Source organism: Ruegeria sp. CRTD044, assembly GCF_059613485.1.
The window spans coordinates 159,898-180,147 of sequence record NZ_JBXWSP010000004.1; the positions used below are offsets into that span (position 1 = coordinate 159,898).

At 61.4% G+C, this 20,250-nt stretch carries 20 protein-coding genes; 10 read left to right on the forward strand and 10 right to left on the reverse strand.

What is annotated here, in order from left to right:
• Positions 1–65: 65 nt before the first annotated feature.
• The 5 genes from AC2FNL_RS03670 to AC2FNL_RS03690 form a co-directional block, all read right to left on the reverse strand.
• Positions 66–695: an OmpA family protein gene (locus AC2FNL_RS03670; RefSeq protein ID WP_093962756.1), complete on the reverse strand. Its 630-nt coding sequence runs from the start codon at positions 693–695 to the stop codon at positions 66–68.
• A 16-nt stretch (positions 696–711) separates the two neighbouring features.
• Positions 712–2,118, reverse strand: coding sequence for a type II and III secretion system protein family protein (locus tag AC2FNL_RS03675; protein ID WP_093963039.1), 1,407 nt, complete (start codon positions 2,116–2,118; stop codon positions 712–714).
• 196 nt (positions 2,119–2,314) lie between these two features.
• On the reverse strand, positions 2,315–3,196 hold the full coding sequence (gene cpaB, locus AC2FNL_RS03680) for a Flp pilus assembly protein CpaB (RefSeq protein WP_093962755.1): 882 nt from the start codon (positions 3,194–3,196) through the stop codon (positions 2,315–2,317).
• Positions 3,197–3,473: 277 nt separating this feature from the next.
• Positions 3,474–3,725 carry a hypothetical protein gene (locus tag AC2FNL_RS03685; RefSeq protein ID WP_093962754.1) on the reverse strand — a complete coding sequence of 84 codons (252 nt, stop codon included), beginning with the start codon at positions 3,723–3,725 and terminating at the stop codon, positions 3,474–3,476.
• Positions 3,726–3,969: 244 nt separating this feature from the next.
• A complete protein-coding gene (locus tag AC2FNL_RS03690) occupies positions 3,970–4,197 on the reverse strand; it encodes a Flp family type IVb pilin (protein WP_093962753.1) in 228 nt (75 codons plus the stop codon).
• Positions 4,198–4,550: 353 nt separating this feature from the next.
• On the opposite strand from AC2FNL_RS03690, the gene AC2FNL_RS03695 reads away from it, so the two are divergent.
• Positions 4,551–5,417: a lytic transglycosylase domain-containing protein gene (locus AC2FNL_RS03695; RefSeq protein ID WP_496832930.1), complete on the forward strand. Its 867-nt coding sequence runs from the start codon at positions 4,551–4,553 to the stop codon at positions 5,415–5,417.
• A gap of 50 nt (positions 5,418–5,467) precedes the next feature.
• Here the strand turns inward: AC2FNL_RS03695 and AC2FNL_RS03700 are convergent, their stop codons facing one another.
• From AC2FNL_RS03700 to tldD, 5 genes are all read right to left on the reverse strand, one after another.
• Positions 5,468–6,094 carry a CoA transferase subunit B gene (locus AC2FNL_RS03700; protein WP_496832470.1) on the reverse strand — a complete coding sequence of 209 codons (627 nt, stop codon included), beginning with the start codon at positions 6,092–6,094 and terminating at the stop codon, positions 5,468–5,470.
• A 3-nt stretch (positions 6,095–6,097) separates the two neighbouring features.
• On the reverse strand, positions 6,098–6,802 hold the full coding sequence (locus AC2FNL_RS03705) for a CoA transferase subunit A (RefSeq protein WP_496832472.1): 705 nt from the start codon (positions 6,800–6,802) through the stop codon (positions 6,098–6,100).
• A 115-nt stretch (positions 6,803–6,917) separates the two neighbouring features.
• Positions 6,918–9,533, reverse strand: a complete 2,616-nt coding sequence (gene topA, locus AC2FNL_RS03710) for a type I DNA topoisomerase (RefSeq protein WP_496832474.1) — start codon at positions 9,531–9,533, stop codon at positions 6,918–6,920.
• Between the two features lie 149 nt (positions 9,534–9,682).
• On the reverse strand, positions 9,683–10,813 hold the full coding sequence (gene dprA / locus AC2FNL_RS03715; RefSeq protein ID WP_496832476.1) for a DNA-processing protein DprA: 1,131 nt from the start codon (positions 10,811–10,813) through the stop codon (positions 9,683–9,685).
• 227 nt (positions 10,814–11,040) lie between these two features.
• Entirely contained in the window at positions 11,041–12,462 is a 1,422-nt protein-coding gene (gene tldD, locus AC2FNL_RS03720) for a metalloprotease TldD (RefSeq protein ID WP_496832478.1), read from the reverse strand.
• A gap of 176 nt (positions 12,463–12,638) precedes the next feature.
• Here tldD and coxB point away from each other — a divergent pair, with 176 nt between their 5' ends.
• The 9 genes from coxB (at position 12,639) to AC2FNL_RS03765 (ending at position 20,239) form a co-directional block, all read left to right on the forward strand.
• Entirely contained in the window at positions 12,639–13,550 is a 912-nt protein-coding gene (gene coxB / locus AC2FNL_RS03725; RefSeq protein WP_170368823.1) for a cytochrome c oxidase subunit II, read from the forward strand.
• An 82-nt stretch (positions 13,551–13,632) separates the two neighbouring features.
• Positions 13,633–14,589: a heme o synthase gene (gene cyoE, locus AC2FNL_RS03730; protein ID WP_496832480.1), complete on the forward strand. Its 957-nt coding sequence runs from the start codon at positions 13,633–13,635 to the stop codon at positions 14,587–14,589.
• Complete coding sequence (locus tag AC2FNL_RS03735) at positions 14,586–14,747, forward strand: cytochrome c oxidase system small membrane protein (protein ID WP_170587672.1); 162 nt, start codon at positions 14,586–14,588, stop codon at positions 14,745–14,747. The genes cyoE and AC2FNL_RS03735 overlap by 4 nt, the downstream gene beginning before the upstream one ends.
• Positions 14,747–15,322, forward strand: coding sequence for a cytochrome c oxidase assembly protein (locus AC2FNL_RS03740; protein WP_093962748.1), 576 nt, complete (start codon positions 14,747–14,749; stop codon positions 15,320–15,322). Before AC2FNL_RS03735 ends, AC2FNL_RS03740 begins: the two co-directional genes overlap by 1 nt.
• A gap of 22 nt (positions 15,323–15,344) precedes the next feature.
• Positions 15,345–16,160: a cytochrome c oxidase subunit 3 gene (locus tag AC2FNL_RS03745; RefSeq protein ID WP_093962747.1), complete on the forward strand. Its 816-nt coding sequence runs from the start codon at positions 15,345–15,347 to the stop codon at positions 16,158–16,160.
• A gap of 173 nt (positions 16,161–16,333) precedes the next feature.
• On the forward strand, positions 16,334–17,011 hold the full coding sequence (locus AC2FNL_RS03750; RefSeq protein WP_496832483.1) for an SURF1 family protein: 678 nt from the start codon (positions 16,334–16,336) through the stop codon (positions 17,009–17,011).
• The gene (thrC, locus tag AC2FNL_RS03755) at positions 17,008–18,396 is read left to right on the forward strand and encodes a threonine synthase (protein WP_496832485.1); all 1,389 of its coding nucleotides are present in this window, start codon (positions 17,008–17,010) and stop codon (positions 18,394–18,396) included. The genes AC2FNL_RS03750 and thrC overlap by 4 nt, the downstream gene beginning before the upstream one ends.
• The gene (locus tag AC2FNL_RS03760) at positions 18,393–19,655 is read left to right on the forward strand and encodes a M16 family metallopeptidase (protein ID WP_496832487.1); all 1,263 of its coding nucleotides are present in this window, start codon (positions 18,393–18,395) and stop codon (positions 19,653–19,655) included. Before thrC ends, AC2FNL_RS03760 begins: the two co-directional genes overlap by 4 nt.
• Positions 19,655–20,239 carry a GNAT family N-acetyltransferase gene (locus AC2FNL_RS03765; RefSeq protein WP_093962743.1) on the forward strand — a complete coding sequence of 195 codons (585 nt, stop codon included), beginning with the start codon at positions 19,655–19,657 and terminating at the stop codon, positions 20,237–20,239. Before AC2FNL_RS03760 ends, AC2FNL_RS03765 begins: the two co-directional genes overlap by 1 nt.
• The last annotated feature ends 11 nt before the right edge of the window (positions 20,240–20,250 follow it).

Here is a 20,250-nt window from a genome sequence, read left to right on the forward strand (position 1 = left end):
GGCAAGAATTGGGCGCAAAAAAACCAATTGTAGGGAATTGGGCGACGATGCCGCCCAATTTCTGATTATTGTTCGCTGGTGTCGCCGATGGCCGTTTCGCGGCGCAGCTGGCTCTTGAATGTCGCGCTTTCGATGTACTCGCGATAAACGAAGTCAGCATACTTGCCGTCCAGGATGTTGGGATGGCGATCGACCAGGCCCGACACTTCGGTAACGGTGCGGCGGTTGCGGCGATCCCGATTGGGCGTGGCCACCAGTGGCTGCGTTTTGCCATACGAAACAACAGCTTCCAGACGCGAGCGGGAAATACCCTGTTGCGCGAAGAAGTTGACGACCGCTTGCGCGCGGCGCAGACCCAGACTGTTGTTGTAGGACTGGGATCCGACGGCGTCGGTGTGGCCGTACACGCGGAAACGTGCTTCGGGGAACTGTTTGATCCAGTTCGCCTGATACAGCAGAATCTGGCGTGCTGCCGAATCCAGCTGCGCACTGTCGAAAGCAAAGTTGATCTGGGTCGGAACCTCGGCAGCGAATCGCTGCGCCAGGATCTGGCCATAGGTCAACTCGCCATTCATGACCTGGATGTTGTTCAGCGTTGCGTTGCCGAACGCGCCCTGGTCCACTTCATAGCCGGCCTCACGGGTACAGCTGGCGACAGCGACTGTAAGACCCAGTGTGATGATCCACTTCTGCATTGGTCTGTCCTCCCTATCAATCCAGGACGTAGCCGTAGGAATTGCCAAAGTCCTGCTTGGCGACTTCCGATGCGGCTCCATTACCAACCCGTTCCGTCCGGGCAGTTCTGCCGTTCATGAACAGGTCGAATTCGCTGGGCGGCTTCACGCGGTCGGTCGGCAGCGCCAGGGCTTCGCCACGGGTCGGGGAAACCAGATGCGCGGTGATGATGATCACCAGTTCGCTCTGCTCGCGCTGGTACTCCGCACTGCGGAACAATGCGCCCAGAACAGGTACGTCACCCAACCACGGGATTTGGTTGCTCAGGTCTGTGAAGTCGTCCTGAATCAGGCCGGCGATCGCAAAGCTCTCACCATCTCGCAGTTCGACCGTTGTGCTGGTCTGGCGCGTGATGAAGCTGGGGACTGTGTCACCGTTGATGGTGAAGTTCGAGCTGGTGTCGATGCTGGACACCGCTGCCGCCATCTCAAGGTTGATCAGGTCACCGTCGACGACGCGCGGAACGAAGTCGATCTCGACACCGAAAGCCTTGTATTCAATGGCCACCACACCGTCATCCTGAGGAACGGGAATCGGCACTTCACCACCGGCGAGGAAGGTTGCTTCCTGCCCGGACAGCGCCGACAGGTTCGGCTCGGCCAGGCTTCGTGCCAAGCCTTTGGCTTCCAGCGCTTCCAGCAGTAGCCGGACTTGCGTGGAACCTGCGCCAAAGCCAAACAGAATTGCGCCGGTATTCGACTGAACCGCCGGGATGTTGTTGGCCAACGCGTTGCTCAGGGACAACTGGTTGTTCAGCGTGTTGATACCACCGGTCGCGTCACCGCCGGAAAAACCAAGCGAGGCGGACAGGTTCTTGGCGACCGACCGGTTCATCTCGGCAAAGCGGACCTTCAGCATGACCTGCTGTACGCCGCCGACATTCATCAGGTTCGACACACGCTCGGGCGCATAGCGCTCGGCCAGTTCCAGAGCACGTGCCAATTTGGCTGCGCTGGAGACCGTGCCCGAGAGAACGATGCCGTCATTGGCGGTACGCACTTCGATTCGCTCATTTGGCAGAATCTGGCGCAGGCGCTCTTTGAATTCGGTCACATCGGGCGCAACGCGAACGCGGACGTTCGTGATCAGGTTTCCGGCGCCGTCAAACAGTGTCAGCGTCGTCATGCCTGGCGCTTTGCCCAAGACGTAAATTGTGCGGTCCGAAAGCGACGAGATGTCCGCAATCCCTGCATTCGCGATGCTGAGCTCTGCAAACGGCTGTTCGCTTTCAACCACGATGGCGCGGTTCATGGGCACATCCAGCGTTTCCGCCGTGCCCTTTTTGACCACGCGAAGATTTTGGGCCCAGGCGGAATCGCCGACCGGGCTCAGAACTAGGGCCAACCCCAAAAGGGTCGAACCAATCAAGGAACGTATTGTCATGTGACCTGCCTCTCCGATCACCACTCTATTTTTTTGGGTCTTATGCCCTATGGTGACGAACTCTGCGCGAATTCCGGATTTATTGCAATAATCAAGGGTTTCTGGAATTTTCCTTATGTGGACAATGCGCAACAACCCAAACGAAACGAGCCGCGCATTATGCGCGGCTCGGGCATGGTAACGCTCTGAATGGGCGTCAGTTTGTGCAGGGGATCGGGGTCTCGACGATTTGGTCGCCGCGGCGAGTCCGGATGGTGCAAACCTTCTCGGCCTCTTTCTTCGGCGCGGGGGCTGCTTCTTCGATTCCCAACAGTTTGCGTTGGTCAACCTCGATCGCACTTGCGACGGTTTCATCCTGAACCCCGACCAACGCCAGAGACAGGCGTCCGGTGTTTTGCGCCTGCGCCAGGGCCGCGATCTGTTCCGGGGTGGCGGCGACGGTGACGGTCCGGGCAATGGTTGTGCCGGTGACATCCGATCCCGCCGTCTGATCGACGGCGATCAACTCGATATTGGTCTGGATCAAGCGGGTGATTTCCCCGTTTGCCCCTTCGACCGCGCTGCGCAGCGATCCGGTCCAATACACGTCAACAACGTCGCCGGGGCGAAGAAAGCCAGAAACGCCCGAGGCAACATCAACACTGATGGCGAACGCGCGCATACCTTTTTCGAGGCGCGAGGTCAGGCCGGCCAGCTCACCCGGACGGGTGATCTTGACCTCCATGATGGCCTCGTCCTTTTCCATGGTGCGCAGAACAAAGCGTTCATTGTTGCCGGTTTCCGGGAACAGGGCCGTCATATCGGTGAACGACCCTTCCGGAACAGCATTCTCAGGCCATTCCACGACGCGCACATCTTCCTGGGTCAAACGCTCACCGTATTTCAGAGGACGCTCAGAGACGATCACGCCGACGGTCGGAACGACGTCGACCTTGGCGTTGGCAAGGGCCTCTTCGGCCATCTGCCGTTCACGCGCCAGGGCGTTCTGATACTCGGCAATATAGTTGCGGGCCATATAGACCGCACCGCCAGCCAAAGCGACCCCGACGATCAGGACAAGACCAAATACAGCTCGCATGCGTATACCTCTTTATTGCTCTGGCCGGACCTGTATCGGTCCGGGCAGGACATTGAAACAGCATATTTCCTAAATCGGAATTGTGTCGAAATGTGGGACAAATGGATATTTTTCGTTGTTTTATTGGCACAGAACGTTGCGAACGAGCATCTCGTGACGTCGCGTCTGCTGTATCCCAACATGGGTTGTGCGGTGCGGAGAAGGCAGGGGGCAAACGCGAACAACCGCGCCCGGCTGGCGCGGTTGTCATGTGGCCGGTCGGCCAAGTTTCCGAAAATCAGTTGCCGCCGGATCCGTTCGATCCACCGGTGATGATTCCGCCAACGGTCGTGTTGCTGTCGCCGGTGCTGATGCTGATCGCCGAGTCGGATAGGGCCGCCTCGACATCGTCAGCCAAGCCCTCGGTCCCGCCTTGGATCAAAGCGTAGGCAATCGCTGCCAGGCCGGTGACGGCTGCGGTCAGGACCACCCAGTCGACGGTGATCGCACCGCTATCATCTTTTTTGAAGTTCCTGATGAACTTGATCATTTCGCGTCCCTCCTGACAGAGTGATTCCGCCCAGTTCCGGTTTCTGATGGCGACCAGAATTCTCGCGGGCACCTAAAAACTAATTATCAAAGACTTAAACGCGGTCGCCGTGGCGGAATTTGGGCCAAACGTGGGCCATGCTTGGCCCGGCGCCCGAAATCCGATGCGCAGCGTGTGTCTTGCTTCAAAGGAAAAGGCCGCGCCCTTGGGCGCGGCCTTGTATCCCGATTGGGATGAAGTCAGCTTAGTTGCTGCCGGCGGTGGTGATACCACCAGCTGCCGAGTTCGAACCGGTGCTGATCGTTGCGCTGGTCAGGGCGCTGGAAACGTCGGTTGCCAGGCCGGTCGCGCCGCCTTCGATCTGCTGGTAAGCAACGGCTGCCAGACCAACAACGGCTGCGGTCAGAACGACCCAGTCAACAGTTACGGCGCCGTCTTCGTCTTTGCGGAAGTTCTTGATGAACTTGATCATGTTACGTCCCTCCTAAAGGATCAAAAAGTCAATAAAACCTCGGGGTCGTTCAGAGCTTCATCTCTCAGTCGGCTCATGACCGTCTCGGTATGGCACTATGTTTGCCCCTCGTGCGTGGCAGGAATTGGGCCAAACAACGAATTTTTTGCCTCAGGCTTAACTTTTTGGTCATTAATCTGGTAACTTATTGAAAGAAATAATGAAAAAATTTCGACACCAACCCGCCACGCTGTTTCGGCGGTGCAAAATTGCGCCAAATGAGGCAAAACCGCCCCAATTCGCTTTGTTTTTCTGGCCTTGCGGGAAGATTCGCGTATCAAATCAACTCAAAAGAACAGATGAGGCAGGCAGAAATGGTTTTCCGGGACGCACTGACATGCGCCGGCGTTTTGGCGTTGCTGGTTGCCGTGGCGGCTCCGGCACCTGCCGCGGATATCGAGCCACGCGGCGTATACAAACGGATCAAGGCTCCCAAGGCGGGGGAACGCCCGCGAGTGACGGTTCAGATCAGTCCGCAAGAACACGCATCAGCACCTTCAGCGCCCAGCACGGGCCCCGATTTGGTCGTGCCCGATATCATAGCCCGGACCAAAGTCCCTCCGGCGGCCTTTCCGGACATAATGAAGAAAAAGACCCCCGAGGGCGCATACAAGGCGTTCTGGGAAAAGGTATCGCCGGATATGACTCGAGCCGGCCCCGGCCGCCTTGACGAAGCCTTGCAGGCTCTGGCGGCGACCCAGATTTCATCTCCGCGGCTGCAGAACCTTCAGAAGATCGTCGAGCAGCGCGGGGTCGATATTCTCCGTACGACTGTAGGAACAAAAGTGTCGCCGGCGCTGGTCCTTGCAGTCATGTCCGTGGAGTCAGGCGGTCGCCCTACTGCCGTCAGCTCGGCGGGAGCACAGGGTTTGATGCAACTGATGCCTGCCACGGCCAAGCGGTTCGGCGTGACCGACAGCATGTTGCCGGAACAGAATATCGCCGGCGGCGTGAAATACCTGGATTGGCTGATGGGTGAATTCAACGACGACCCGATCCTCGTTCTGGCGGGATACAACGCCGGTGAAGGCGCGGTGCGAAAGCACAATGGCGTCCCGCCTTATGCTGAAACGCGCGACTATGTCCCGAAGGTTCTTGCCGCCTTCCAGGTGGCCCGAGCGTTGTGTGCCACTCCGCCGATGTTGATTTCCGACGGGTGCGTCTTTCAGTCCATGAATTGAAAAAGGCCCGCCGAATGGCGGGCCTTGCGGTTTCTCCGATTGTTCAGCAGTCAGCTGACGATGGTCGCCTCGGTCGCCGCGCGCATCTCTTCTTCGCTGACGCCATCGGCCAGTTCGACGATTTTCAGGCCGCCTTCGACGACGTCCAGCACGCCCAGGTTGGTGATGATGCGGTCAACCACGCCCTTGCCGGTCAGCGGCAGGGTGCATTTCTTCAGCACTTTGCTGTCGCCGTGCTTGTTGGTGTGGTCCATTACCACGATGACCCGTCCGACGCCGGCCACCAGGTCCATCGCGCCGCCCATGCCCTTGACCAGCTTGCCCGGAATCATCCAGTTGGCCAGATCGCCTTTCTCGTCGACCTCCATCGCGCCCAGGATCGCCGCCGCGATCTTGCCGCCGCGGATCATGGCAAAAGACGTGGCGCTGTCGAAATAGGCGGTGCGGGGCAGTTCGGTGATGGTCTGCTTGCCGGCGTTGATCAGGTCAGGGTCCTCTTCGCCCTCATAGGGGAAGGGGCCCATCCCCAGCATGCCGTTTTCGGACTGCAGGGTGATGTCCTTGTCACCCACATAGTTCGCCACCAGCGTCGGAATGCCGATGCCGAGGTTCACATACATGCCGTCTTCAAGCTCTTCCGCCGCGCGCGCGGCCATCTGGTTGCGATCCCAAGGCATGGTTCAGGCCTCCTCACGTTTGCGGGTGGTGCGCTGTTCGATGCGCTTTTCGTGCTCGCCCTGAATGATGCGATGCACATAGATGCCGGGCAGGTGGATGCAGTCGGGATCCAGCGAGCCGCGCGGCACGATCTCTTCCACTTCGGCAACGCAGACCTTGCCGCAGGTCGCTGCCGGCACGTTGAAGTTGCGCGCAGTCTTGCGGAAGATCAGGTTGCCGGTGTCATCGGCTTTCCATGCCTTGATGATGGCCAGATCGGCAAAGATCCCTTCTTCGAGGATGTAGGTCTCGCCGTTGAACTCCTTGTGTTCCTTGCCTTCGGCGATGACGGTGCCCACGCCGGTCTTGGTGTAGAAGCCCGGAATGCCCGCGCCCCCGGCGCGCATGCGCTCGGCCAAGGTGCCCTGCGGGTTGAACTCCAGCTCAAGCTCGCCCGACAGGTACTGGCGCATGAATTCGGCGTTCTCACCGACATACGAGCTGATCATCTTCTTGACCTGCCGCGTCTGCAGCAGGATGCCGATGCCGAAATTGTCGACGCCTGCGTTGTTCGAGGCAAAGGTCAGATCCTTCACACCCGACTCCTTGATCGCCTGCAGCAGCAATTCGGGAATGCCGCACAGGCCGAACCCGCCGGCCGCGATCAGCATGCCATCCCGAAGTATCCCATCGAGGGCCTCGGTGGCATTGGCATAGACTTTCTTCATGGAAAACTCCCCCAATGACATGGTGATGGGGAGGTTGTGCCGCCACGTCATTGGGAAGTCAATGAAACCTGCGGGCGGGTGGTATTTCTACCTAACCGCCTGCGGGGAGCCGGGATCAGCCGGCTTTCTTCTTGGTGGCTTTCTTCTTGGGCGCCGCCTTTTTGCGGGTGCCTTTCTTGGCGGCCTTCTCATTGGCCAATTCCACCGCCATTTCCAGCGTCACATCCTCGGGCTTGATGTCCTTGGGCAGGGTCGCGTTTACCTTTTCCCACTTCACATAAGGCCCATAGCGCCCGTCCAGAACCTGGATCGCGCCGCCATCGGGATGCTCGCCCAGATCCTTCAGCGGTTTGGCCGCAGCCCGCCCCCGCCGCCCGGGATTGGCGCGCTTTTCCGCCAACAGTTCGACGGCGCGGTTCATGCCGATCTCGAACACGTCGTTGGGATCTTTGAGGTTGGCATAGACCGGCTTCGCCTCGTCCGGCAGCTGGTGCATGATATAGGGACCGAAGCGCCCGAAATTGGCGCTGATCATGCCGCCCTCGGGGTGCTCGCCAATCTCGCGCGGCAGGCTCAGAAGGGTCAGCGCCTTTTCAAGGTCCATGTCGTCCTTGTTCCAACCCTTGGGCAAAGAGGCGCGCGGCGGTTTCTTGTTCTCGGGCGTGGCTTCGCCGCGCTGGACATAGGGCCCGAAGCGTCCGGATTTCAGCCAGATCTCATCCTCGCCATCCAGGCCCAGCAGACGTTCCTCGCCCTCGGCGCCTTCGCCAGCGATGGGGCGGGTATAGTTGCATTCCGGATAGTTCCCGCAGCCCACGAACCCGCCGGTCCGCGAGGTTTTCAGGTGCAGCCGTCCGACCCCGCATTTGGGGCAGATGCGCGGATCAGAGCCATCCTCGCGCGGGGGGTACAGCTGCGGGGCCAGCGCCTCGTCCAGCTTGTCGAGCACCTCCGAGATCCGCAGCTCGGACGTCTCGGCGATCGCGGCCGAGAAATCGCGCCAGAACTTGGAAAGCAGGTCCTTGTAGTCGCGGGCGCCGTCGCTCACCTCGTCCAGCTGTTCTTCGAGGTTGGCGGTGAATTCGTAACCCACGTACTGACGGAAGAAATTCAGCAAGAAGATCGTGACGATCCGGCCCTTTTCCTCGGGGATCAGGCGGTTCTTGTCCTTGCGGACGTAACCGCGGTCCTGAATCGTGGTTACGATCGAGGCATAGGTCGAGGGTCGTCCGATGCCCAGTTCCTCCATCCGTTTGACCAGGGTCGCCTCGGTATAGCGCGGCGGCGGCTGGGTGTGGTGTTGCAGCGCCAGAACCGCCTCGTTGTCCGACAGGATGGCTTTCTTGTCCGCGCCGTCGGCGGTGGCCTTGTCAAACTGATCCTTCAGCGTGGTCTTGGCAAAGCGCGCCGGATCACCCTGCATGATCTGGGGCAGGCGCTTGTCATCCTCGTCCTCGACATCGTCGCGGCCTTCCTCGTAGACGCGCATGAAGCCGTCGAACAGCACGACCTGACCGGTGGCGCGCAGGCCCACCTGTCCGTCATCGCTGCCGATTTCGACGGTGGTGCGTTCCAGCCGCGCGGCCGCCATCTGGCAGGCGATCGTACGTTTCCAGATCAGATCGTACAGCTTGCGCTGATCGTCATCCGACAGTTTCAGGGCGGCCGCATCTTTGGTCATGTCCGTTGGCCGGATGCATTCGTGCGCTTCCTGTGCGTTCTTGGCCTTGTTCTTGTACATGCGCGGGCTGTCCGGCACGTATTCGGCACCGAAACGGTCCTTGATCGCGTCCCGCGTGGCGGCGACGGCCTCGGGAGCCATGTCGATGCCGTCAGTTCGCATATATGTAATGTGCCCGGCCTCGTACAAACGCTGGGCCACCTGCATCGCGTGGCGGGCGCCCATGCCAAATTTGCGGCTGGCTTCCTGCTGCAGGGTCGAGGTCATGAACGGCGCGCTGGGATTGCGCGCGGCTGGCTTCGCTTCGACCGAGGTCACGCTCAGCGCGCGGCTGGTGATCGCCTGCACCGCCAGTTCAGCCTGAGTCGCGTTGGCGATGTCATGCTTATCCAGCTTTTTGCCGGCCAGCGTGATCAGTCGCGCCTCATAGGTCTGGCCGCGCGGCGTTTCGAACAGCGCTTTGACCGACCAGTATTCCACGGGCTTGAAAGCCTCGATCTCCATCTCACGCTCGACGATCAGGCGCAGACAGACCGATTGCACGCGCCCGGCCGATTTCGCGCCGGGCAGTTTGCGCCACAGAACCGGCGACAGGTTGAAGCCGACCAGATAATCCAATGCGCGCCGGGCGAGGTACGCCTCGACCAGCGGCATGTCCACCTCGCGCGGGTTCTGCATCGCCTTGGTCACCGCATCCTTTGTGATGGCGTTGAACGTTACGCGGCTGACGGCCGTATCCTTCTTGATCGAGCGGCGTTTGGTCAGCGCCTCCTGCAGGTGCCAACTGATCGCCTCGCCCTCTCGGTCGGGGTCGGTTGCCAGGATCAGCGCGTTGTCATCCTTGAGCGCGTCGGCGATGGCCTTGACGTGTTTGCGGCTGTCGGCACCGACCTCCCAAGTCATCGAAAACTCGTGGTCGGGATCCACCGATCCATCCTTCGGAGGCAGGTCGCGAACATGTCCGTAAGAGGCCAGGACCGTGTAGTCGGGGCCAAGGTATTTATTGATCGTTTTTGCTTTGGCCGGGGATTCTACAACAACTACAGGCATTTAGTTAAAAACCTCGCTCGACGGATTGGGCGCCTTCTATGGCCGTGCAAAATGTGTAGGGCAAGATGGATTTGTCAATGCACAGTCTGAAAGGCCCGAAATCCGGCCAAATTGAGACGGTCTGCCCGGGTTGGAACCACCTCGGCAGATCACACGGCGAGGCTCAGCAACCCGCCCGGCTGGCGACGGATCAATCCATCCAGCTCCAGATCGATCAAAGCGGGGCCGATCACGCTGGCGGGCGCATCGACATCCCGGATCAACTGGTCCTCGGCCAAGGGCGAAGGCCCCAACCGTTCCAGGATTCGGGCGTGGAGCGCCTCGGGAGGAGTGATTGTCTGCGCGACGGGCGCCGTATCGGGGGCAAGATTGGGTGCGCTGCGCGGCTGCGGGGGCAGGGCGTCGATCACATCCTGCACGCAGCGCACCAGTGTGGCGCCTTCACGGATCAGAAGATTGCATCCGGCGGCGCGGGCGTCGAACGGATGGCCGGGCACGGCAAGAACCTCGCGTCCCTGATCCAGTGCGTCGCGCGCCGTGATGAGGCTGCCGGACTTGGCGGCAGCCTCGACGACCACGACGGCCTGAGACAGGCCCGATATGATCCGGTTGCGGCGAGGAAAGTGGCGGGCCTGCGGGGTCACGCCCATTGGTTGTTCGGAGATGCGCAGCCCTCTGGTCGCGATGTCGCGCGCCAGCTCCTTGTTTTCCGCTGGATAGATGATGTCGACGCCACCGGCCATGACTGCAACGGTTCCCGTTTGCAGCGTGGCCAGATGCGCGGCGGTGTCAACACCGCGGGCCAAGCCGGAGACGACTACGTAGCCACTCTCACCCAGACCACCTGCCAGAGCCCGAGCCATCCTGGTTCCCAAGGACGAACAGTTGCGGGCGCCGACAAGCGAGATCATCGGGCGCTGAAGCACCGACACGTCGCCTATTGCCCAAAGCAAAGGAGGGGCATCGTTCAGATCGGTCAGCGCGGTTGGATAGTCGGCGGCCCCAAGGCACAAAAGCCGCGCTTTGGCGGTTTTTGCGGCCTTGAGTTCCGCCTCGATGACGCCGGGCGGGCATATTTCATACCCTTCAATTCCGGCAGCGCGTGCCAATTCCGGCAACGCGGCCAGCGCATTCTGCGCCGAGCCATGTTCGTGCATCAGGCGCCGGAACGTTGCCGGGCCAACCTTGCGCGAGCGCAACAGGCGAAGCCAGGAAAACCGGTCCTCTTCCGTGGTGGGTGGGAGTGGGGGGTGATTGGAAGAAAGCTGCTCTTCGGTCATCCGTCGCTCCGCCTGATTGCAGAACTGGTTTACGGCGTGACGGGTTAACAGCTTGTGAATCGCAGAAAATTTTAGCGTGTTCCAGCGTGGGCTTCGCGAAATAGGCGCGCAAACATTTGAAAGTAATAACTTTTCTCAGACTGTCATTTTTGATGCGCTACGGTTCTTTCCCGCCGGGCCGGCAGCACGGATTAACCATGGTGCCGGCCGAAAGCGCGCGATTCGCATCAGGCGGCGGATCCTCCGACCGTCAGCCCCTCCATCAGCACCGTAGGCTGCCCCACACCCACAGGCACCCACTGACCGTCCTTGCCGCAGGTTCCCATGCCGGGATCCAGAGCCATGTCGTTGCCCAGGCCCCGGATACGTTTCAGCGCTGAAGGACCGTCGCCGATCAGCGTTGCGCCCTTGACCGGCGCGCCGATCTTGCCGTTCACGACCCGGTAGGCCTCGGTACAGCTGAACACGAATTTGCCGTTGGTGATGTCGACCTGGCCGCCGCCGAAACCTACGGCCCAGATGCCATCCTTGATTTCGGCAACAAGGTCCGCCGGCTTAGCATCGCCGCCCAGCATGATCGTGTTGGTCATGCGCGGCATAGGTTTGTGCGCATAGCTTTGCCGCCGCCCGTTACCGGTGGGGGATACTCCCATCAGGCGCGCATTCTGGCGGTCCTGCATGTAGCCGGTCAGGATGCCGTCTTCGATCAGCACGGTGCGCGAGCTGGGCGTTCCCTCGTCATCCACGGTGATCGATCCGCGACGATCCGGGATCGTTCCGTCATCCACCACGGTCACGCCCTTGGAGGCGATCCGCTGCCCCATCAGCCCGGCAAAGGCCGAACTCCCCTTGCGGTTAAAGTCTCCTTCCAAGCCATGCCCGATGGCCTCGTGCAGCAAAATGCCGGGCCAGCCGGGGCCCAGTGCAACTTCCATCACGCCGGCCGGAGCGGGAACGGCATCAAGGTTGACCAAAGCAATGCGCAGCGCCTCTCGGACCTTATCCTGCCAATCGGACGGGTCAATCAGGCCGTCCAGACCAACGCGGCCGCCACCGCCGGCCGATCCGCTTTCGCGTCGGCCGTTCTGTTCGACGATGACCGACACGTTCAGGCGGGTCATCGGACGAACGTCGCGTACCATGGTGCCATCGGGGCGGAGGATCTCGACCTCTTGCACGGACGCGGCGATCACGGCGCTGACCTGGACCACCCTGGGGTCCAGATCGCGCGCAAATCCGTCGATTTCGCGCAGAGTCTCGACCTTGACCGGGAAGCTGGCGGATTCGATCGGGTCTGCATCCGTATAAAGCTGCTTGTTTGTGCGCCTTGGCGCGTCGGCCAAAGTGCCGCCGCCGTCACCAACCGCCAGCCGGGCGGTTTCCGCAGCACGTTTCAGCGAGGGCATTGATACATCGGTCGAGTGGGCATAACCGGCCACATCACCCTGCACGGCACGCAGCCCTAATCCCTCGGAGGCATCGTAGGATGCGGTGCGCAGGCGCCCATCGTCAAAGGCAAGTGTTTCGGATTTCCGACGCTCTACAAATAGCTCGCCGTCTTCGGCCCCGGCGGTGGCCGAGCGCAGTACGGCCAGTGCCTCGTCATGCGGCAATGCGGTCTCGAACGGGCGAAACGGGGCTTGAGTCATGGGTTGCGGCCTTTCGCGTTTGATCCAGATCAAAAATAGCGTCTGTTTGACGCAAGCATTTTGCTTTATCTACCTCCCGGAATATGGTTTTTAACGCGGCCAAAGACAACGGGAGAGGTGTGACCGATTCACACCTGTTCGCCAGAGACGCAAAGATCAAACGATCAGGACAGAAAATGAAGAATGCTTTGATGCTTTCGGGGGTGTTCGCAGCCCTCTCCAGCCTTCCCGCCATGGCTCAGGATCTTGAGATTATCGGCAAGCCGGTCGACGGCGGCATGGGTTTCCAGCCGGCGGCCACCAGCCTGGCCGAAGGGATTCACCGCCTTGATGGTATGATTCTGGTTATCATCACCGCGATCTGTCTGCTGGTCGCAGGCCTGCTGGTATACTGCATCGTGCGCTACAACCAGCGTGTAAACCCGACCCCGGCGCGGTTCTCGCACTACACCCCGGTCGAGATCGCCTGGACCATCGGCCCGATCCTGATCCTGGTCTTCATCGGTGCGTTCTCGCTGCCGGTGCTGTTCAAGCAGCAGGAAATCCCCGAGGGTGATGTCGTCATCAAGGTGATCGGCAACCAGTGGTACTGGACCTATGAATATGTTGATCACGACTTTGCGTTCGACAGCTATCTGCTGGGTCACCCTGCCACTCTGGACGAGGGTGCACGCCCCGCCGATGCGGATGTAACCCCGTTCGTTCTGGACGATGCGATGCGCGCCAAGCTGGCCGATGCCGGCTACAGCGAGGATGAGTGGCTGCTGGCCACCGACACAGCTGTCGTGGTTCCCGTCAACAAGGTGGTTGTGATGCAGGTCACCGCGGCTGACGTGATCCACTCGTGGACGATCCCCGCGTTTGGCGTCAAGCAGGACGGCGTTCCCGGCCGTCTGGCCGAGCTGTGGTTCCAGGCCGACAAGGAAGGCATCTACTTTGGCCAGTGCTCCGAGCTGTGCGGCAAGGACCACGCCTACATGCCGATCACCGTCAAAGTCGTCAGCGAAGAAGCCTATCAGGAATGGCTGCAGGGCGCGTTGGACGAATACGCCGGCCAGCCGGCGTCGTTCCAGATCGCCTCGAACTGACGATCCCGGGGCCTGAGGCCCGATAGAAACCAAGGACAGGCTGCGCGGGTATCGCGCAGCTTTCGCACCACAAGGACCTGACATGACCGACGCGAGCATCAATGCCAGCACACTTGCCGCACAATCCCGTGCGGACGAGGCCGGCTTTGGCGACTATTTCGCCCTGCTCAAGCCGCGGGTGATGTCGCTTGTCGTGTTCACCGCGTTGGTGGGTCTGCTGGCCGCCCCTGTGCCGGTACATCCGTTCGTCGGCTTCTGCGCCATCCTGTTCATCGCCATCGGCGGCGGCGCCTCGGGTGCGCTGAACATGTGGTGGGACGCGGATATCGACAAGGTGATGAAGCGCACCAAGGGCCGTCCGATCCCATCGGGCAAGGTTGAGCCCGGCGAGGCGATGGCGCTGGGCCTGGCCCTGTCGGGCCTGTCGGTGATCATGCTGGGCTTGGCGACCAACTGGTTCGCGGGCGCGTTTCTGGCCTTTACCATCTTTTTCTATGTCGTGATCTACACGATGTGGCTCAAACGCCTGACGCCGCAGAACATCGTGATCGGTGGCGCTGCGGGCGCCTTCCCGCCGGTAATCGGATGGGTGGCGGCCACGGGATCGATGACGCTCGAGCCGTGGCTGATGTTTGCTCTGACCTTCATGTGGACCCCGCCGCATTTCTGGGCGCTGGCGCTGTTCATGCGCTCGGACTATGACGACGCGGGCGTGCCGATGCTGACCGTAACGCATGGACGCCGCGCCACGCGGACCCATATCCTGGTCTATACCGCATTGCTGGCTCTGCTGGCCGTGGGCACCGCGTTCTCGGGTATCGGTGGGCCGATTTACTTGGCTGTGGCCGTGGTGTTGAACGCTCTGTTCCTGCGGGGGGCATGGGCCATCTCGCGCCGCACCGAGGACGACGCGGAGGCGGACAATTTCAAGGTTGAGCGCAGCTTTTTCAAGCTGTCGCTGCTGTACCTGTTCCTGCATTTTGGCGCAATCCTCGCCGAGGCGCTGCTGCAACCCTACGGGTTGGGAGGCTGGTCATGAGCCTGCGCAAAAGCCATGAACTGCACCAGCGTCGTTTCGGCCGCAACCTGGGTGTTGGGCTGACTCTGGCGGCGTTCATCGTGATTATCTTCGGCCTGACCATCGTAAAGGTTTCGGGCAGCGATTTCGGTGTGTCCACTGAGGAGGTTCAGAACTGATGGCTTTGAGCGGACCGCAGAAGACCGTCGCGCAGACCGTTGGTCTGGTTGTTCTGATGGGCAGCCTGGCCTGGGCGGCTGTGCCGTTCTACGACTGGTTCTGCCGGGTCACCGGGTTCGGGGGCACCACCGGCGTGGCCGAGGCCACGCCCGACGATATCCTCGACCGGGTGGTGACGGTTCGCTTCGACGCGTCCAAGGCCAAAGACATGCCGTGGGAATTCAAACCCGTCGAGCGCGAGATGAAGGTACGCATCGGCGAGACCGGTCTGGCCTTCTACGAAGCATACAACCCGACGGACAAGCCGGTTGCGGGGCAGGCATCGTACAACGTGACGCCATATTCCGCCGGCGGATACTTCCAGAAGATCGCATGTTTCTGCTTTGAGGAGCAGGTTCTGGAGCCCGGCGAACGGGTCGAGATGCCCGTAACTTTCTTCGTCGACCCCGAAATGGTGGAAGACCCCGAAGCACAGTATGTTCATACGATCACGCTGTCGTATACATTCTATGAAATAGACCTGCCCGAGGGCTATGCAGCCCTGGATGCGCAGGCAGAAACAAACACGAACTAACGCCTGTAGGTGAGGGACGCTGATGGCACACGCAAAAAACCACGATTACCACATTCTGGCACCTTCGATCTGGCCGCTGATCGGCGCGATCGGTGGCTTCGTCATGCTGTTCGGAGCCGTCTTGTGGATGCACGGCATGACCTCCTTCGTGTTCTGGGGTGGTCTTGTGGCGGTACTCTACACGATGTTTGCCTGGTGGTCCGAGGTCGTGGCCGAAAGCCGCGCGGGTGATCACACTCCGGTCGTCCGGATCGGACTGCGCTACGGCTTCATCCTGTTCGTCATGTCCGAGGTGATGTTCTTCTTCGCCTGGTTCTGGTCGTTCTTCAAACATCGCATGTATCCGATGTACGACTATGCCGGCACTGAATACATCCAGCCTGACATCCACGCGGTGGACCCGTTCCACCTGCCGCTGATCAACACTCTGGTTCTGTTGCTGTCGGGCTGTGCGATCACTTGGGCGCACCACGCGCTGGTCCACGACAACGACCGCAAGGCGCTGATTCAGGGTCTCGCGATCGGCATCGTCCTGGGTATCGCCTTCACCTTCCTGCAGGCCTTCGAATACTACGAACTGCTGGCCCACGAAGGGTGGGAGTTCGGCGGCGATCAGTTCTACTCGAACTTCTTCATGGCAACCGGCTTCCACGGCGCACATGTGATCATCGGCACCATCTTCCTGACGGTCTGTCTGATCCGCGCGCTGCGTGGCGACTTTACCCCGGAGAAACACGTCGGGTTCGAGGCGGCCGCATGGTACTGGCACTTTGTCGACGTTGTCTGGCTGTTCCTGTTCTTCGCAGTCTACATCTGGGGTCAGGCACCGCTGATGTAACGCCCCGCGAGGCTGTCGAATTGCAAAAGCCGCCCCTCGGGGCGGCTTTTTCTCGATCAGGGGCGCAAGGGATTGCGCCCCGTACAATTGCAAGGTTGCATTTCCTTGCGCACAGACCGTAACAAGACGCCGGCTTGACCCCGAGCCGCTATGACACGCAACAAGGGCCACACATGCGCCGCATCCTGTTTCTGCTGATTTTCGGGCTCGCCGGGCTGGCGGTCCTTGTGTCTCTGGGCACTTGGCAGGTTCAGCGTTTGGCGTGGAAAGAGGGCATTCTGGCCGATATCGAAGCCCGGATCGCCGCCGATCCGGTGCCGCTGCCCGAGGCGGTCGATCCCGAAGCCGACCGCTATCTGCCGGTCGAGGTATCGGGCGAGATGCTGCCCGGCGAAATCCATGTACTGGTTTCGGTCAAACAGGTCGGGCCGGGCTATCGGATCATCGCGCCGTTCCGAACCGGTGGTCGCACGATCCTGGTGGACCGGGGCTTTGTGCACACGACGGCCAAGCAGGCCGAACGCCAGATCGGCCCTATGCAGGTTGTCGGAAATCTGCATTGGCCCGATGAGATCGACGGCTATACCCCCGAACCGGACCGGGCGGGCAACATTTGGTTTGCGCGCGATGTGCCCGCGCTGGCCGATGCGCTTGGCGCCGAGCCGATCCTTCTGGTTGCCCGCAGCCAGACCGATCCCGCCATCACGCCTCTGCCGGTGGATACGGCGGGTATTCCCAATGACCATCTGCAATACGCGGTGACATGGTTCGGCCTGGCGCTGGTCTGGGCCGCAATGACCGGATATTTCCTGTGGCGCGGCCGCGCCCCATCAGAAAGTGACGCGCAATGAAATATATCTCGACCCGCGGGCAGGCGCCCGAACTGAGCTTTGAAGAGGCGATGCTGACCGGTCTTGCCCGCGACGGCGGCCTGTACCTGCCTGCCGAGATCCCGGTTCTGAGCCAGGACGAGATCGCCGCGATGGCCGGGCTGCCCTATGAAGAGATCGCGTTCCGCGTCATGTGGCCCTATGTCAGCGGCTCGTTCGCCGGGGACGAATTCAAAGAGATCATTGCCCGCGCCTACGCCGGGTTCGGTCATGATGCCCGCGCGCCGTTGAAGCAGCTGAACGAGAACCACTTTCTGCTGGAGCTGTTCCACGGGCCCACGCTGGCCTTCAAGGATTTCGCCATGCAACTGATCGGCCAGCTGTTCCAGGTGGCGCTGAAGCGGCGGGGTGAGCGTGTGACCATCGTGGGCGCCACCAGCGGCGATACCGGATCAGCCGCGATCGAGGCGTTCCGGGGGCTGGATGCGGTCGATGTGTTCATCCTGTTCCCGCACGGTCGCGTGTCCGAGGTGCAGCGCCGGCAGATGACCACACCCGCCGACAGCAACGTGCACGCGCTGGCCGTCGATGGCGATTTCGACGACTGTCAGGCCGCCGTGAAGGACATGTTCAACGATTTCGACTTCCGCGACGGGGTGAAACTGGCCGGAGTGAACTCGATCAACTTTGCCCGCGTGCTGGCGCAGGTGGTCTATTATTTCTCGGCTGCCACCAGCCTGGGCGCGCCGCATCGCAAGGTCAGCTTCACGGTGCCCACCGGCAATTTCGGCGACATCTTCGCCGGCTATGTCGCCAAGCGGATGGGTCTGCCCATCGACCGTCTGGTGGTGGCGACCAACCAGAACGACATCCTGCATCGCTGCTTGTCGGGGCAGGGCTACTTCAAGGGCGACACCATCCCCTCGATCAGCCCGTCGATGGACATTCAGGTCAGCTCGAACTTTGAACGCGCGCTGTACTATGCCTATGGCGAGGACGGGCGGGCCGTGGCGCAGTTGATGGACGAGCTGAAACAGGGCGGCTTCCACGTCAGCCAAGGCGCGATGGAGGCCCTGCGCGAAAGTTTCGACTCGGGCCGTGTGTCCGAAGAGGAAACCCTCGCCACGATCAAATCCACGCTGGAACACAGCGCCGAGCTGGTCTGCCCGCACACTGCCGTGGGCATCAAGGTGGCCGAGGACACCCGCGCCGCCGATGTGCCGATGGTTACGCTGGCCACTGCGCACCCGGCGAAATTCCCCGCCGCGGTCGAGCAGGCCAGCGGTGTGCATCCGCCTCTTCCCTCGCGCATGTCCGATCTGTATGAACGTCCGGAACGGGTGACCCGCATCGCCAACGATCTGGGCGCCATCGAGGATCATATCAAAAGGCACATTGCTGAGTGACTGTCAGACTGGACCAACTAACGAACGGCTTTCGGATCGTCAGCGAGCAGATGCCGGGGCTGCAATCGGCCGCCATCGGAATCTGGGTGACCGCCGGCGGGCGGCACGAGCGGATCGAACAGAACGGCATCGCGCATTTCCTCGAGCATATGGCCTTTAAGGGCACCGAGCGGCGCTCTGCCCTGCAAATCGCCGAGGCCATCGAGGATGTGGGGGGATATATCAACGCCTATACCTCGCGCGAGGTGACGGCCTATTACGCCCGGGTGCTGAAGGATGACGTGGCACTGGCGATGGACGTGATCGGCGACATCGTTCTGAACCCCGTCTTCGATCCGCGCGAAATCGAAGTCGAGCGCGGCGTGATCCTGCAGGAAATCGGCCAGGCGCATGACACGCCCGATGACGTGATCTTTGACTGGCTGCAGGAACAGAGCTATCACGACCAACCGCTGGGCCGCCCCATCCTTGGCCCATCCGAACGGGTCAGCGCCTTTTCGCGCGACGACCTGTCGGCCTTCGTGGCCGAGCACTATGCGCCCGACCAGATGATCCTGTCGGCGGCGGGCGCGGTCGATCATGACCAGCTGATGAAACTGGCCGAAGAGATGTTCGGCCATCTGCAACCCCGCAAGGGGCTGCTGCCGGAACCCGCCCGGTTCACCGGCGGCGAGGCACGGCGGGACAAGGCGCTGGAACAGGCGCATTTCGCGCTGGCGCTGGAAAGCCCGGGCTATCGCGATGACGAGATCTATACCGCGCAGATCTATTCGACCGCGCTGGGTGGCGGCATGTCCTCGCGCCTGTTCCAGGAAGTGCGCGAGACCCGCGGGCTGTGCTATACGATCTTTGCCCAGACCGGCGCCTATGCCGACACGGGAACGACCACGATCTATGCCGGCACCTCGGCCGATCAGGTGGGCGAACTGGCCACCATCACCATCGACGAGATGAAGCGTGCCGCCGAGGACATGAGCCCCGAGGAAGTTGCCCGTGCCCGGGCGCAGATGAAGGCCGGGATGCTGATGGGGCTGGAAAGCCCCTCGAACCGGGCCGAGCGTCTGGCCCGGCTGGTGCAGATCTGGGGCCGTGTTCCGCCGCTTGAGGAAACCGTGGCCAAGATCGACGCGGTCAGCACCGCCGACGTCCGCGCCTTTGCCGAAAAGATGGCGGTTCAGGCCCCGGCGGCGCTGGCGCTTTACGGGCCTGTGGCGGGTGCGCCGACACTGGAGAGGCTGCAGGAGAGGCGCGCGGCGTGATGCTGTTGGGCAGACGCAGGCTGAAACTCGAGACCGAGCGGTTGAGCTTGCGCCCGCCCGTGCATTCCGACTTCAACGACTGGGCCGCGCTGCGGCTGGCCTCGCGCGAGTATCTGACCCCGTGGGAGCCGATCTGGGCCAAGGACCATCTGACCCGCAAATCCTTCACCAACCGTGTCTACTGGGCGCAACGCTCGGTGGCCAATGGCACGGCGGTTCCGCTGTTCCTGTTCCGCAGAACCGATGACATGCTGGTGGGCGCCATCACGTTGGACAACATCCGCCGGGGGCCGGCGCAGGCCGGAACGCTGGGCTATTGGACCGGGCAGGCCTTTGCCCGGCAGGGTTACATGCGCGAGGCCATCGGCGCCGTGGTGCATTACGCCTTTACCCGGCTGGACCTGAGCCGGATCGAGGCCGCCTGTCTGCCGGAAAACGCCGCCTCTCGCGGGCTATTGGAAAGCTCAGGCTTCAAATACGAGGGCGTGGCGCAATCCTATCTGCAGATCAACGGGCGTTGGCGGACGCATGTGCTCTATGCGTCGCTGCGATCGGACCGGCGCGGGCGGACGGACGCGGGCTAGGGCGCCCGTTC